The organism is Lysinibacillus pakistanensis (assembly GCF_030123245.1).
GTDB classification, from domain to species: domain Bacteria; phylum Bacillota; class Bacilli; order Bacillales_A; family Planococcaceae; genus Lysinibacillus; species Lysinibacillus pakistanensis.
Window position 1 is genome coordinate 3,943,512 of the sequence record NZ_CP126101.1, and the last position, 14,434, is coordinate 3,957,945.

Here is a 14,434-nt window from a genome sequence, read left to right on the forward strand (position 1 = left end):
CACCTCAACTTTCACTGAATTTAATCAATCGCTTTATTTGAGAATACTTATTGTGGATATAGTGTTCGGAGTATCCTAATTCGTGTGCAATTTGTACGAGTGTTTTACTGTTCACATATTTCTCGTAAAGGATTTTTTGCTCTATAGAATCGAATTTAGAAACTAACTTTTCAAATTGTTCTTTCCTGTCTAAACAATATCGTAATTCTCCTTCTGTAGCAGTTCTCTCAGTTGAAGAAAGCTTTTTATCTGTAAGCTTAAACTGTAAATAGGTCAACTTATTTAGAAGAATCGAATAATCTTTTAACCAAAATGACATGACCTCACCACTTCTTATTCGCATTTTTCAACACTTTCACAAAAACACCTACCGAAGTAAGTGTTTTAACTACAACAATGCCTTATCAATTTTAGAAATTAACTGATTGCGCACCATACCCGCTCCTCATTTTTTTTCGTTTCACCCGCAATAACCATCCAACTACGAGATATAGACAAGTAGTTAAAATCCCTGCAGATGGGGAAACGAGAAATTCTTTTCCCTGAGCAAGTTTGATATAGCCATCGAGAATAAGTGGATTAACAAGTGCATCCTCAGTCATATGCATAAGGACAAGCGGCCATATACTCCTTGTCATTAAGTAAATTTCTGTGTACATCACTGTCCAGCAAATCATCGTGACGATACCTATTATTGTAAATAGCCATCTATTGACAGGAAGTACACTGATGATATCACTCTCTGATAAAAACACAAGAAAGTACGGGATATGCCATGCACCCCAAACACCACCAACAATTAGATAGAGCCAAAAATCATTCAACTTTAAATTTGAAAGCTTACTTGTCAGATAACCTCTCCATACGGATTCCTCGAAAAAGTTTTTAACGAATTGAATAAGTAATCCACTAAGAAACACAGATAATACAGTGCTTAGATTAAAGGCTGAAAAGTCCATCCAGTTGAATACATAGCTAATTAAAAGTACTAAAGTTGTGACTGCTGGATAAATGAAAAGTGCAATGACATACCATTTTAAATTGCCCTTAAAATTAGGCAATAAGCCTATATCCCGCCAGCCATCTCCTGCAAAGGAACGTAACAGGATGGTTGCAAGCAGCGGAGATATGAGCCAAATTCCCATACCAAGAGTATCTCCCTGAGGCTGCTCTGGAATCAATTTATCCACTAAAACACCAAACCAACCACACAGTAACACAACAACAATAAAGATCATTATGTTTCTCCGGGATGTTTTCATCTTCAATTAACCTCCTTGTTTTCAAGTATCGAAAGAATCCACATAGGATTAGGACAAGGCGTTTCTGGATGTAACGCAATATATTGAGCAATTCCTTGTATAGAACACCAAAATGACACTGCAAGGGCTTCTGGATTCCCTTGCCTGATTTCACCTAACAATTGTCCCTTTTCAATTAAAGGGATACTCCGTTCTATCAATTTGTCTGCCTCAGAAAGCATTTCCTTTAAATCCTCTGATAAGTGTTCAAGATGCTGGGCATTTTCCATCAATACAAACATTTTTGCAGCAGATGGATTTGTACAAATCATATTAAATAACTCCTCAACAACTACCTTAAACGTGTCCAATGGTGATTCATCAGCAAAGTGAAAATCCATTTTAAGTCGGTCACAGCCTATTCGAATAAGCTCTTCATAAAGTTTTTCCTTAGAGTCGAAATAATGAAAAAGCAATCCTATACTCATATCAGCAGCTTTGGCAATATCGGCAACCTTTGTTTCCCCATATCCCTTCCTTATAAACAAATCCAGTGCAGATGTTAAAATAACGGCCTTTCGTTGCTCCTTCTGTTCATGTCGTAATGACATTGTAAGCACCCCTTCATTAAAAATATATTCATTGAAATAATATTCAATGAATATTTAAAAATCCCTGCAAAAATATCTACTAAACGAAAAATTTTTTAAGAAGCTAATGGAACTTTTTTGTTTGAAATAAGTCAAATGTAGGAAATATTCAAAGTAAAAGGAGGATAATATGAAGCTTGATGAATTAGTTATGCTGATCTTAATTTATAGTGGACTAATGACATTTTTCATTGTTCCATTTGATAGGAATAAACCTTTTGAACATCCCTGCTCTTTTTCAACGCTTTTCAGAGAAAATCTAATGCGGCTCATTTTCCATAAAAAGACGCTATTTGCGGTTATATTTTTGATTCTCCTATTAACAGGTATTTGGTTTGGCTTTAAACAACAGGAATACCATATCAACGCTCATAGTGGAAATCCACCTATTCATACAAATACAACAGCAATTTTTTATATGTGTGGATTATTCCTCTATACAATTGTTCTATATTTACTACTTGCATTGACTACAACTTTTAAAGCTCAAAAAAATAACCATTAATTCATCTAAATAATGACAATTTTATGTACATTAAAATAGTAATTGCATAAGGAAAAACAACTTAAACACTATCATTATAATCAATATAAAATATCAGTTTTTTACTATGTATTCCAGCTTGATTTTAGAACCAATTCCTCAAAAAATATATTTTACTTTTATAAAAAAACATTTAAAAAGTGTATTAAAATCAATATCCCTAGGTAATCCAATTGTACAGCCATCAATAAAATGGTTCATCTTTTTTGTAAAATAACAACTTGGTAAAACGGGGATATTTTAACAAAAATATGAGTTGAACTTTCATAAAAAATAGAATACGATGAATTTCGAAAGATGGTTCACCATCATTCAAGCAATAACAATTTTTTTAAAGGGGTTGGAAATATGTCAGACGTTCTAAAGCAATTTGTAATGCCGAAAACAAACTTATTTGGACCTGGAGCAATTCAAGAAGTTGGTAAACGCTTAAATGATTTAGAAGTGAAAAAGACATTAATCGTAACAGATGAGGGCTTACACAAATTAGGTCTCTCTGAACAAATTGCTAACATCATTACAGCTGCTGGAATTGATGTAGCAATTTTCCCGAAAGCAGAACCAAATCCAACAGATCAGAACATTGAAGATGGTATTGCAGTGTATCATGCAGAAAACTGTGATTCTATTGTTTCTCTTGGAGGAGGAAGTGCCCACGATGCAGCGAAAGGTATCGGACTTATTGCTTCGAATGGTGGACGTATTCATGATTATGAAGGCGTTGACAAATCACAAAACCCACTAGTACCATTAATCGCAATTAATACGACTGCTGGTACAGCTAGTGAGATGACTCGTTTCACGATTATCACGGATACTGCTCGTAAGGTGAAGATGGCGATTGTGGACAAACATGTTACGCCGCTTTTGTCTATTAATGATCCAGAGTTAATGATTGGCTTACCTCCTGCTCTAACTGCAGCAACTGGTTTAGATGCCTTAACACACGCAATCGAATCATTTGTGTCGACAAATGCAACACCAATTACGGATGCATGTGCTGAAAAGGTACTTCAGTTAGTTCCAGAATATTTGCCGCGTGCCTATGCAAATGGTGCGGATTTAGAAGCACGTGAACAGATGGTGTATGCTCAATTTTTAGCGGGTATGGCATTTAACAATGCTTCACTTGGTTACGTACATGCCATTGCACATCAATTAGGCGGCTTCTATAACCTTCCACATGGTGTATGTAATGCCATTTTATTGCCACATGTTTGCCGCTTCAACTTAACAGCTCGTACTGAACGTTTTGCAACAATTGCTGAGTTATTAGGTGAAAATGTTGAGGGACTAAGTAAACGTGATGCTGCTGAAAAGGCGATTGAAGCTATAGAAAAATTATCAAATGATTTAAATATCCCTAGTGGCTTCCGTGAGTTAGGTGCGAAGGACGAAGATATTGAAATTTTAGCGAAAAACGCAATGTTAGATGTTTGCGCTGCAACAAACCCACGTAAAGCAACGTTAGAAGATATTAAACAAATTATTACAAATGCAATGGGTCCAGTAACGAAAAAAGAAGAATCACTGGAAGCTGTTGCACTTTCATAAAAACAATTACTCGGTATGTCTCTTGCAGGCATACCTTTATTTATCTCGATTTAGCATTTACCGTGTGAAAGCGCAGCGACAGCAAAAAATGTTTCTATACTGAAAGCGAAGCATTAGGTACATAATACCCCCACCTCTATAGACAACGAGATAAATACAATTTTTCCCCTATTCAGCAGGATAACAAACGTCCGTTGAAATAGAGAAACTCAGGCAAAGATCATCACATTCTGGAGGGATCGACTGTGTTGACCTAAAGCCACAGCGGATGTTGAAGGGGAGCTTTTCAAGGGAGCTCGAAAAAACCCTGAAGCATTTGCTCATTGTGTGTATCGCCTATACTCGCTATACTTTTCTTAAAAACAATGGGGGTATAGGGATATGCGTTTAATTTCAATTTGTCCTAGTAATACTGAGCTTGTAGCGTATTTAGGTTTGCTGGATCAGCTTGTTGGTGTTGATGATTTTTCTGATTGGCCATTAGCAGTGAAAGACTTGCCCCAGCTCGGACCAGATTTATCGATTAATATGGATGCATTAGAGGCACTACAACCAGATCTTGTACTCGCATCCTTAAGTGTCCCTGGCATGGAAAAGAATATTGAAGCATTACAAGCTAGAAATATACCACATATTGTGTTTAATGCTAATTCCTTAGAGGAAATTGCACAGGATATTCATACTTTAGGCAAAGCATGTGGTGTTGAGGGCCGCGCTAAAAACATAGCTGAGAGTTATTTACAATGTATTGAACACTTACGTTCTATTGCTCAAACAGTTGCTAAAAGACCTACCCTTTATTGGGAATGGTGGCCAAATCCTATTTTTACTGCTGGGAAATTAAACTGGCTAACTGAAATTAGTGCTATTGCTGGTGGTCAAAATTGTTTTCAGGATGTAGCATTAGCTAATGTGCAAACTGATTGGACAGATGTAGTACAACGTAATCCTGACTATATTTTGATGGCTTGGGTAGGTGTAGCCTTTGAGCGAATTCAACCAGCAAATTTATTGAAACGTCCTCATGCGCAGGAGCTACAAGCCGTTCAATTACAACAACTTCATGTGATGGAGGAATGGCTTTATTGTCGCCCATCCCCGCGTCTACTAGAGGGAGCATTAAAGCTAGCTAAATTGCTTCATCCTGAGAATTATGAAGATGTAGAACTTCCAATTTTTTTAAATAATTAAAGCAAAATATCCTTCTGAAGGGCACAGGGAAAACTGGTGTATTACAAAGCTTAAAACGTGACGCTTAAGAATGTACAGTAATTATGAAAAAATAATTAATCCAAATCCTCAACTGAACGATAAAAAAAGGTCGATTTGCATCACATTTCTGTGGCAAATCGACTTTTTCAGGGTTTTGATTATTTTTTAATTAAACAAACTTCACCATATGATATTTTTTCTTCCCACGACGTACAATGCTAAATGCGTCCTCTAAACGATCCTTCCCATCAATTACATAACCTAAATCAGTGACCTTTTCACCGTTCACACTAATTGCTCCATTCGTAACATCCTCACGAGCTTGACGTTTTGAAGGTGAGATAGCCGCTTCCACCAGTAAGTCCACAATGTTTTTATCTTCTTTTGCCATTTCAATAGAAGGAACATCTTTAAAAGCATCCTTCATTTCCTCAGCAGAAAGTGCTTTTAAATCTCCTGAGAATAATGCAGCTGTAATGCGAATGGCTTGATCTAATGCTTCTTGACCATGAATTAAGCGAGTCATTTCTTCAGCTAGTGCTTTTTGTGCCTTACGTAAATGAGGTTCCTCTTCTACAGATACAGCTAATGCTTCAATTTCTTCTCGAGAAAGGAATGTGAAGATTTTTAGGTATTTTACAACGTCAGCATCCGCAGCATTAATCCAGAATTGGTAGAACTCGTATGGAGATGTTTTTTTGCCATCCAACCATACAGCGCCACCTGCTGTTTTACCAAATTTTGTACCATCTGCTTTCGTTACTAAAGGAATTGTTATACCAAAAGCTTTCGTTTCTTCCTCATGTGTTTTACGAATCACTTCTAAACCTGTTGTAATATTCCCCCACTGGTCAGAGCCACCTACTTGAATACGACAGTTGTAATTGTTGTATAAATGATTGTAATCAATACCTTGAATTAAAGTATACGCAAACTCAGTAAATGAAATCCCTGTATCAAGGCGTGATGCAATCGTATCCTTCGCAAGCATGTAGTTAACGTTAATTAATTTCCCGTAATCACGTAAAAATTCAATCGTGTTCATTTCGCCAATCCAGTCACGGTTATTCACTAATTGTGCGCCATTGCCATCTTCAGCAAAATCAAAAATACGCTCTAATTGCCCACGAATACCCTGAACATTTTTATCAATTTGTTCAACCGTTTGCAATTGACGTTCCTCTGAACGACCAGATGGATCACCAATCATACCTGTCGCCCCACCCACTAACAAAATTGGACGGTGACCAGCTTTTTGAAAGCGGCGTAGCGTTAAAAGAGGGACAATATGTCCAATATGCATAGAATCAGCAGTTGGATCAACACCACAGTATAATGAAACCGACTGTTCATCTAAAAGTTTAGCCATTCCTTCAGCATCGGTTTGTTGATATAGCAGCCCACGCCATTCTAGATCTTGCAATAATTCGTTCGTCATTTTTATTCCTCCTAAGTTTTAATATCTCGTGTAGGGAGAACAAAAAAGTCCCTACACGCAAACAATTGCATGCAGGGACGTTAAATTGTAAATTAACGCGGTACCACCCAGCTTGAAGATGTCATCCATCTTCCACTTCATTCAACCGCCTTTATCGCAGGCGCGCACGTCTAAGCTCCAAGCACGTAATTCATCTCTACACTATGACCAGCTTTCACCAACCGCTGGCTCTCTAAACAGGGAATATAGAAACTACTGCAAGCTCTTCTTCACTAGAAAACTATAAGCATTATTCTATACGATTCTTTTTGATTGTCAATAACTATGTTCGAGCCAAATCAATATGTGCTATAATAAACAAGATTTTAGGAGGTCGATACATTGAAAGATTGGATTGAGAAAATCAATGCAAAGATCGATGAATTAATTCAACAAAAATGGATGAAGAGATTACGTATTTCAGGTAGTGTTACCTGGAACTTATTTTTACTATTTTTAGTCTTTGCATTGGTAGGCACTGTATTTGCCGGTTCAGTGGGTGCCGGCTATTTTGCTTCTCTCGTAAAAGAAGAACCTTTACGCTCTAAGAAAGATTTACGAGAGCTTATTTTTAACTATGACTCTACCAGTGAGATTTATTTTGCCAATGATATTTATATCGGGAAATTGCGAACTGATTTAGATCGTCGTGAAACAACACTTAATAATGTGTCACCTGATGTTATTAATGCCGTTCTCGCAACAGAAGATGAATACTTCCGTGAGCATAATGGGATTGTGCCAAAGGCTGTTATTCGAGGATTGCTTCAGGATGTTACAAACTCTGCAACACAAACAGGTGGCTCTACATTAACACAACAACTTATAAAAAACCAAGTATTAACAAATGAAGTATCCTATGAACGTAAAGCAAAAGAACTTTTACTTGCTATGCGATTAGAGCACTTTATGACAAAGGATGAAATTTTAGAGGCCTATTTAAACATTATTCCTTATGGTCGTAATGCGTCAGGGCGAAATATTGCAGGAGTTGAGACGGCAGCTGAAGGTATATTTGGTGTCAAAGCAAAAGATTTAACGCTACCTCAAGCGGCGTACATAGCAGGTATTCCACAAGCACCTTTTGCCTATACACCTTTTACAAATAAAGGTGTACTTAAAAGTGAAGAAGCACTTCAACCTGGCATTGATCGTATGAAAACCGTCCTTTATCGTATGAAGGATGCAGGTTACATTGATGAAGCTCAGTATCAAACAGCACTAAACTATGACATCAAAGCAGACTTCCGTTCACCTGAAATGCGCCCAGAAGACCGCTATCCATGGTTAACATATGAGCTGGAAAGTCGGGCAACAGATATTATTGCTGAAAAACTAGCAGCGGAAGATGGAATTGATCCTGAACGCTTAAAGAATGAAGAAAAATTAAAAGATAAGTACAAGATTCTAGCAGATCGTGATGTCCGCTCTAAAGGCTATCGTATTTATTCAACAATCAATAAAGATATGTACGATGCCATGCAAAAAGCAGCAGAAAACTTTAAATATTATGGTCATACGTATACAGGAAAAGATAAAGATCCTGTAACAGGTGAAGAAATAGATGTAGAAATGCCAGTACAGGTAGGAAGTATTTTAATTGAAAATACTACTGGCCGTATTTTAAGCTTTGTAGGTGGTCGTGACTTTAAAACAACTGAAGTAAACCATGCAACACAGGCATTCCGCCCAAACGGTTCAACAATGAAGCCATTACTTGTTTATGCACCAGCTATTGAATATGGTGTAATTGGCGCAGGTAGTCCATTAGTTGACGTAAAATTCTCTATCGGCAAATGGAGTCCTAAAAACTATATTACAAGTGATGAGCGTGGCTTAATTCCTGCACGTGAAGCGTTAGCAGACTCACAAAACTTGTCAGCCTTACGTTTATACAATGATATTATTAATAAACGTCCTGCTGATTACTTAGCAAAAATGGGCTTTACTAAATTAGCCCCTAATGATTATACAAACCTTTCAACAGGAATTGGCGCATTAGAAATAGGAACAACTGTAGAAGAAAATACAAATGCCTTTGCAACCTTTGCAAATGGTGGTCAGTTCATTGATGCCTACATGATAGATAGAATTGAGGATCAAGAGGGAAATATCGTTTATAAACATGAAGCTGAACCTGTACAAGTTTACAGTCCTGAAACCTCTTATATCGTTACAGATATGCTACGAGATGTTTTAACAAAGGGAACAGGTACAATGGCAAAAAACACGCTAAAATTCTCTGCCGATTTCGCTGCAAAAACAGGTACTACACAAGAGTATAAAGATGTATGGCTAGTTGGCTATAACCCAAATGTATCATTGGGTGTATGGTTGGGCTATGATAAACAAAAAACTTTATATGCATTTAACAATACGTATTTGCAGCCTAGTGTGCGCATAAACAAGCTATGGGGAACATTAATGAATTCGGTCTATGATGTTGATCCGCAATTAATAGCCCCTAAAACAAGATTTAAGCAGCCAAAAAATGTTGTGTCTGCTTCATTCTGTGGTATTTCTGGCTTAGCACCTTCAGCAGCATGTTCGAGCGCTGGACTTGTGCGATCTGACTTGTTTAACGCAAAAGTCTTTTTACCTTCCCAACCTGATGATAGCCTTGCTTCTTCAAGTGTTGTAACGATCAAAGGGAAAACATATAATGCTCTCCCTAGCACACCGCCGGAATTTGTAAAAACAGGTGGCGCAGGTATTAATCAAGCATTTATAAAACGCATGCTTGGACGACTTGGTGGTAACCCTGCTAGTCTACTACCTAAAAATTCGACATTATCGAATTCATCTGTTTCAGCGGTTGACTTCCCAGCAGATGGCAACCCACCAGCAGCAGTAACTGCATCGATTAATGGCAACACATTATCTTGGTCTGGCTCTTCCAATGATGTTGTTGGTTACCGAATATATAATGTGACAAACGGTGGTCATACGCTTGTCAATTCAGTGCTTGAATCAACTCAAAGCATAACAGTTGCAAGTGGACAAGCCTACGTTGTTGTTGCTGTAGATATCACAGGTTTAACCTCTCCACAATCAAATGTGGTTTCAACTGGAGGAAGTGAGGATGAACCTGATCAAGAGGGCGATCAAGAGACAATTCCTCCAATTACGCCACCTGAGGATGGTACTGGCAATAATGGCAATGGCTCTGGGAATGGAACCGGTGGTAATAACGGGAATGGATCTAATAATGGCAATGGTTCCAGCAGTAATGGCAACGGCTCAAACAATGGCAATAATGGCAATAATGGCAATAATGGCAATAACGGCAATGGTACGGGCAATGGAAATAATGGCAACAGCTCAAATAACGGCAATGGCTCTGGAAACAACGGGAATGGAAATAATGGAGGAGACAACGGTAATACAACTCCACCACCTGAGACTCCGACTCAATAATTGCCTTAACTAAGCGCTTTGTCATCTTCTGAAAAATGATGCCAGCGTTCCATCCTTTGAAGCTTTCAAACTAATATTTAAATAAACAGACTTCCTACAAGCACTTTTGCATTGTAGGAAGTCTATTTTTTTGTCATGATAAAGAGGACTACTAATAAGGGGTGGAAAAGTATGAACATATTGGTAATAGGCGGTACACGTTTTTTTGGAAAAAAGCTTGTTGAGCTATGTCTTCAAAATGGACACACTGTTACGATATTAACACGGGGCCAAAGTGGTAATCCTTTTGGGGCACAGGTAAAGCAGTTAATTGTGAATCGTGATGATGCCGAAGCGTTAGCACAGGCGCTTGAAAGTTCCTCATGGGATATCGTCTTTGATAATATTTGTTATGCACCAGATGAAGCTCAAAAACTCTGTGAAATTTTAGAAGGTAAAACAAAAAAACTCGTTTTTACCTCTACTCTATCCACTTACGAGGTAGACGGCAATGTAAAATCGGAAGAGGATTTTAATCCTTATGATTATGAAATTCGTATGGGGAACCGTGAAGATTTTTCCTACGGTGAAGGCAAACGACAAGCTGAAGCACTATTTTTCAAAGAGGCTACCTTCCCTGTTGTTGCTGTGCGTTTTCCAATTGTTATGGGCGAGAACGATTATACACAACGTTTACACTTTCATGTGGAACGAATTCTCAAGGGAGAACCGATTTCTTTACCAAATATTGAAGCAAAGATGAGTTACATCACAGATGAGGAAGCCGCAGCATTTTTATATTTTGCCGGTATTTCTCCAATAGAGGGTCCTTATAATGCTACAGCATCAGGTGCCATTTCTTTAAAGGATTTAATTGGACTAATTGAAGAGGCTAGTGGAAACCATGCTAGAATTTCGCTAATTGGTAGCGATGAGCATTCACAGTCACCCTATGGAGTTCCAGCAGATTGGTATATGTCAAATGCAAAGGCAGAAGCTGCTGGATTTACATTTAGCCAACTCCATCATTGGCTCCCCGACCTAGTAAAGACAGTGGTAAAACAGCTACAATAAACTATGACCAATACAAAGAATCTGCTAGATTTATGCTAGCAGATTCTTCAATGATACAACTTTAATAATTAGGGCAATATTGTTTTTAAAATAGTAATCGCTTCATCAATTTCCTCTTTTGTTACTGTCAAAGGTGGTAATATACGAATAACGTTTGGTCCCGCTCCTACTAATAATAAGCCCTTTTCCTCTGCAGCCGCAATATATGGCGCCACTTCTGCAGTACCACAACCAATTCCAAGCAGTAAACCTTTGCCCTGTACCGTGTAAGTAGAAGGCAGATTCACCTTTAACTGATTCACAAAATAGGCTGATAGCTCCTGTACATTTTGCAAAAATGCGGAATCAAAAACATGGTCAAGTACAGTTTCTGCTACACTCATCGCGAGTGGATTACCACCAAATGTCGTGCCATGGGTTCCAGGACCAAATGTGTCATATAATTCAGCAGTTCCAAGCATACCACCGATAGGGAAGCCGCCACCTAGTCCTTTTGCCAATGTCACAATATGTGGTTTTAAAATTGTTTGCTCAAAGGCATATCTTGTTCCAGTTCGTCCTATTCCTGTTTGAACTTCATCAACGATCAATAGAATTCCTTTTTCTTCACAGATTTTTGCTAATGCAGCGGCAAATTCCGCAGATACACTGTTTACGCCTCCCTCTCCTTGAATCATTTCTAGCATTATGGCTGCTACAGAATCATCGATGGCTGCTTCAAGGGCATTCACATCATTAAAAGGAAGAATTGTAAATTTACCGACAAGTGGTCCAAAGCCATTATGTACCTTGCCCTGACCCGTTGCGGACATTGCGCCAAAAGTTCTCCCATGGAATGACTTTTCAAAGGAAATTATATGATGCTTCCCTGTATGCTTACGGGCCAGTTTAATAGCCGCTTCATTGGCTTCGGCACCACTATTGCAGAAAAATGCATAGGAAAAATGTGTATCGGCTATTAGTTTTTGTGCAACCTTCTCTTGACCTGGTATATCGAATAAATTAGAGATATGCCATAGCCTTTCACTCTGCTCCTGGATCGCTTTCACAATCGCGTGGTGCGCATGACCTAGACTTACTACAGCTATTCCACTAGTAAAATCTAAATATTTTTTTCCAGCAGTATCTTCTACAACTGTTCCTCGTCCTTTGATTATTTGGGCACGGCGCTTGCCATAGTTACCAAATAAAGCACTCATTCTTATCAGCCCCTACTCTACTAAATTTAATCATCCCTACAATGGGGTGAAAACTCTTTTACTATCTAAAATGGTCGTCCCTACTAAAGATTCGCCAACAATTTGGACAGATGGGATTCCTGCATTTAAGCATTCTAAGGCTCCTTGGACTTTAGGAATCATACCACCGTAAATATGTCCTTCTTCAATCCATTGATGGATTAAGTCAGGCGTTGCTTGTGATTGATATGCATCATGAATACGAACACCACTTACATCTGTGACAAGTAATAGACTGTCTGCTTTGATTGCTAATGCGATTTCACTAGCAACTGTATCTCCATTAATATTCAGTGCCTGACCCGATTCATTCGCTCCGATACAAGCAATAACTGGCACAATATTCGCACTTATTAATGCTTCTAGCAAGGATGTATTAACTGTATTGACTTCTCCTACAAATCCATAAACATCTTTGTCAAGATAATCGGCTACCATTAATTTTCCATCGAAACCATTTAATCCTACCGCAGTAATGCCTGCTGATGTTAATTCATGAACTAGATCGGGATTAACTTTTCCAATAAGTGTTGTCTGAACAATGTCAATTGCAGCTTCATTTGTGACACGGATTCCATTTAAGGTATAGGATTCAACCTTTTGAGCCGCGAGTTCACGGTTGATGGCTGGACCACCACCATGCGTAATGATAAGCTCTACCCCGCTTTCTTGAAGCTTTTTAAAATTTTCAAAAAACGACTCATTTAAGCCTTCTAACGTACTGCCGCCAAGCTTAATGACCATACGTTTACGAGCGATATGATGCATTGATTTGAACGTAGTCATAAGTTAAATCACATCCCCATGCATGCCCCTTGCCCTCACCTAAACCAAGTGACACATAAATTTTTACCTCATGCATTTTTAAAATTTGAATCAACTCATCTTCTGAGAAAGGTATTGGCTCACCGTTTTTTACCATTGTTGCCCCACCGATTTGAATCGTAATTTTATCTGGATCAACAGTTGCCCCACTATAGCCTACTGCCGCAATAATACGTCCCCAGTTGGCATCACATCCGAATACGGCTGTTTTTACAAGTGGTGAACCAACTACCGTTTTAGCAATTTTACGTGCTTCTTCATGTGATATGGCTCCTTCCACTTCTACCTCAATTAGCTTTGTTGCTCCTTCACCATCTTTCGCAATCATCTTCGCAAGATCTTGAGCAACTGTTTTCAATGTATAATAAAAGTTTTGCCAATCTGGATGTGCAGGCGTTAAAGCTTCGTTTCCTGCTAAACCATTTGCCATAACCACAACAGTGTCATTTGTTGATGTATCTCCATCCACTGTAATGGCATTAAACGTCAAATTTGTGATATCGGATAATGCACTCTGCAATACTTCCGATTCGATATACGCATCCGTTGTAATAAAACCAAGCATCGTTGCCATATTCGGCTCAATCATACCTGAACCTTTTGCCACTCCAGCAATAATAACCTCCTTATCATCAATTGTTGTACTATAACTTGTGTTTTTCATAACCGTATCAGTTGTCAAAATCGCCTGTGCAAAATCAATAGCACTTTCTAAATCATCCTTCGGTTCTAATTGCGTAATCCCTTTTGTAACTGGCTCCATTTTCATCATTTCACCGATAACACCTGTTGAACAAACCCCCACTAGACTTGCTTCAATACCAAGCTTCTCTGCTGCAAGGGATTGCATTGTTTGTGCATCCTTTACACCTTGCTTTCCTGTACATGCATTCGCATTTCCAGAATTTACAATCATCGCTTGCATTTTTTTAGTTGTATAAACAACTTCCTTTGTTACCTTTAATGGTGCTGCTTGCACGGCGTTGGTAGTAAATACACCCGCAACACTAGCTGGTACTTCACTTACTAATATGGCCAAATCCTTTTTCTTATGTTTTAAACCACAATGTAGACCGGCTGCTTTAAAACCTTTTGGTGAGACAATATTTTTACTTGATAATTTTTTCATAATATTCGTTGATGCTATTAGTGTCATATACTAACTCCTCCTTAAATTTAAAATAAGAGAAGCATACAGTTTCCTGCATGCTATAAAGTGAAGG

12 protein-coding genes and 1 other annotated feature are annotated in these 14,434 nt (G+C 38.2%); of the genes, 5 read left to right on the plus strand and 7 right to left on the minus strand.

Annotated elements, in window-relative coordinates; genetic code table 11:
* Positions 1 to 4 precede the first annotated feature (4 nt).
* The 3 genes from QNH24_RS19670 to QNH24_RS19680 form a co-directional block, all read right to left on the minus strand.
* Entirely contained in the window at positions 5 to 319 is a 315-nt protein-coding gene (locus QNH24_RS19670; protein ID WP_283869186.1) for a hypothetical protein, read from the minus strand.
* 91 nt (positions 320 to 410) lie between these two features.
* Entirely contained in the window at positions 411 to 1,262 is an 852-nt protein-coding gene (locus QNH24_RS19675; protein ID WP_283869187.1) for a CPBP family intramembrane glutamic endopeptidase, read from the minus strand.
* Positions 1,263 to 1,264: 2 nt separating this feature from the next.
* A complete protein-coding gene (locus QNH24_RS19680; RefSeq protein ID WP_283869188.1) occupies positions 1,265 to 1,852 on the minus strand; it encodes a TetR/AcrR family transcriptional regulator in 588 nt (195 codons plus the stop codon).
* Between the two features lie 169 nt (positions 1,853 to 2,021).
* On the opposite strand from QNH24_RS19680, the gene QNH24_RS19685 reads away from it, so the two are divergent.
* The 3 genes from QNH24_RS19685 to QNH24_RS19695 all read left to right on the plus strand — a co-directional run bounded on the left by QNH24_RS19685 (position 2,022) and on the right by QNH24_RS19695 (position 5,180).
* Positions 2,022 to 2,396, plus strand: coding sequence for a hypothetical protein (locus QNH24_RS19685; RefSeq protein WP_283869189.1), 375 nt, complete (start codon positions 2,022 to 2,024; stop codon positions 2,394 to 2,396).
* A 387-nt stretch (positions 2,397 to 2,783) separates the two neighbouring features.
* Positions 2,784 to 3,989 carry an iron-containing alcohol dehydrogenase gene (locus QNH24_RS19690; RefSeq protein ID WP_283869190.1) on the plus strand — a complete coding sequence of 402 codons (1,206 nt, stop codon included), beginning with the start codon at positions 2,784 to 2,786 and terminating at the stop codon, positions 3,987 to 3,989.
* Between the two features lie 381 nt (positions 3,990 to 4,370).
* The gene (locus tag QNH24_RS19695) at positions 4,371 to 5,180 is read left to right on the plus strand and encodes a cobalamin-binding protein (protein ID WP_283869191.1); all 810 of its coding nucleotides are present in this window, start codon (positions 4,371 to 4,373) and stop codon (positions 5,178 to 5,180) included.
* Positions 5,181 to 5,370: 190 nt separating this feature from the next.
* On the opposite strand, the gene tyrS is transcribed toward QNH24_RS19695, so the two are convergent.
* A complete protein-coding gene (gene tyrS, locus QNH24_RS19700; protein ID WP_283869192.1) occupies positions 5,371 to 6,639 on the minus strand; it encodes a tyrosine--tRNA ligase in 1,269 nt (422 codons plus the stop codon).
* Between the two features lie 70 nt (positions 6,640 to 6,709).
* Positions 6,710 to 6,918 (minus strand) — a binding site (T-box leader).
* A gap of 102 nt (positions 6,919 to 7,020) precedes the next feature.
* On the opposite strand from tyrS, the gene QNH24_RS19705 reads away from it, so the two are divergent.
* Both QNH24_RS19705 and QNH24_RS19710 read left to right on the plus strand, forming a co-directional pair.
* A complete protein-coding gene (locus QNH24_RS19705) occupies positions 7,021 to 10,095 on the plus strand; it encodes a transglycosylase domain-containing protein (protein WP_283869193.1) in 3,075 nt (1,024 codons plus the stop codon).
* A 171-nt stretch (positions 10,096 to 10,266) separates the two neighbouring features.
* Complete coding sequence (locus QNH24_RS19710) at positions 10,267 to 11,148, plus strand: NAD-dependent epimerase/dehydratase family protein (RefSeq protein ID WP_283869194.1); 882 nt, start codon at positions 10,267 to 10,269, stop codon at positions 11,146 to 11,148.
* Between the two features lie 68 nt (positions 11,149 to 11,216).
* On the opposite strand, the gene argD is transcribed toward QNH24_RS19710, so the two are convergent.
* The 3 genes from argD to argJ are packed head-to-tail and all read right to left on the minus strand — an operon-like array spanning position 11,217 to position 14,367.
* A complete protein-coding gene (argD, locus tag QNH24_RS19715) occupies positions 11,217 to 12,347 on the minus strand; it encodes an acetylornithine transaminase (protein ID WP_283869195.1) in 1,131 nt (376 codons plus the stop codon).
* 36 nt (positions 12,348 to 12,383) lie between these two features.
* Positions 12,384 to 13,172 (minus strand): acetylglutamate kinase, encoded by a 789-nt coding sequence (gene argB, locus QNH24_RS19720; RefSeq protein ID WP_283869196.1) that lies wholly within the window; start codon positions 13,170 to 13,172, stop codon positions 12,384 to 12,386.
* Complete coding sequence (argJ, locus tag QNH24_RS19725) at positions 13,135 to 14,367, minus strand: bifunctional glutamate N-acetyltransferase/amino-acid acetyltransferase ArgJ (RefSeq protein ID WP_283869197.1); 1,233 nt, start codon at positions 14,365 to 14,367, stop codon at positions 13,135 to 13,137. The genes argB and argJ overlap by 38 nt, the downstream gene beginning before the upstream one ends.
* Between the last annotated feature and the right edge of the window lie 67 nt (positions 14,368 to 14,434).

What these genes read in the sequence shown, in the direction of transcription:
- QNH24_RS19670 (WP_283869186.1), bottom strand. Translation starts at nt 319, where the DNA reads ATGTCATTTTGGTTAAAAGATTATTCGATTCTTCTAAATAAGTTGACC.
- QNH24_RS19675 (WP_283869187.1), bottom strand. Translation starts at nt 1,262, where the DNA reads ATGAAAACATCCCGGAGAAACATAATGATCTTTATTGTTGTTGTGTTA.
- QNH24_RS19680 (WP_283869188.1), bottom strand. Translation starts at nt 1,852, where the DNA reads ATGTCATTACGACATGAACAGAAGGAGCAACGAAAGGCCGTTATTTTA.
- QNH24_RS19685 (WP_283869189.1), top strand. Translation starts at nt 2,022, where the DNA reads ATGAAGCTTGATGAATTAGTTATGCTGATCTTAATTTATAGTGGACTA.
- QNH24_RS19690 (WP_283869190.1), top strand. Translation starts at nt 2,784, where the DNA reads ATGTCAGACGTTCTAAAGCAATTTGTAATGCCGAAAACAAACTTATTT.
- QNH24_RS19695 (WP_283869191.1), top strand. Translation starts at nt 4,371, where the DNA reads ATGCGTTTAATTTCAATTTGTCCTAGTAATACTGAGCTTGTAGCGTAT.
- tyrS (WP_283869192.1), bottom strand. Translation starts at nt 6,639, where the DNA reads ATGACGAACGAATTATTGCAAGATCTAGAATGGCGTGGGCTGCTATAT.
- QNH24_RS19710 (WP_283869194.1), top strand. Translation starts at nt 10,267, where the DNA reads ATGAACATATTGGTAATAGGCGGTACACGTTTTTTTGGAAAAAAGCTT.
- argD (WP_283869195.1), bottom strand. Translation starts at nt 12,347, where the DNA reads ATGAGTGCTTTATTTGGTAACTATGGCAAGCGCCGTGCCCAAATAATC.
- argB (WP_283869196.1), bottom strand. Translation starts at nt 13,172, where the DNA reads ATGACTACGTTCAAATCAATGCATCATATCGCTCGTAAACGTATGGTC.
- argJ (WP_283869197.1), bottom strand. Translation starts at nt 14,367, where the DNA reads ATGACACTAATAGCATCAACGAATATTATGAAAAAATTATCAAGTAAA.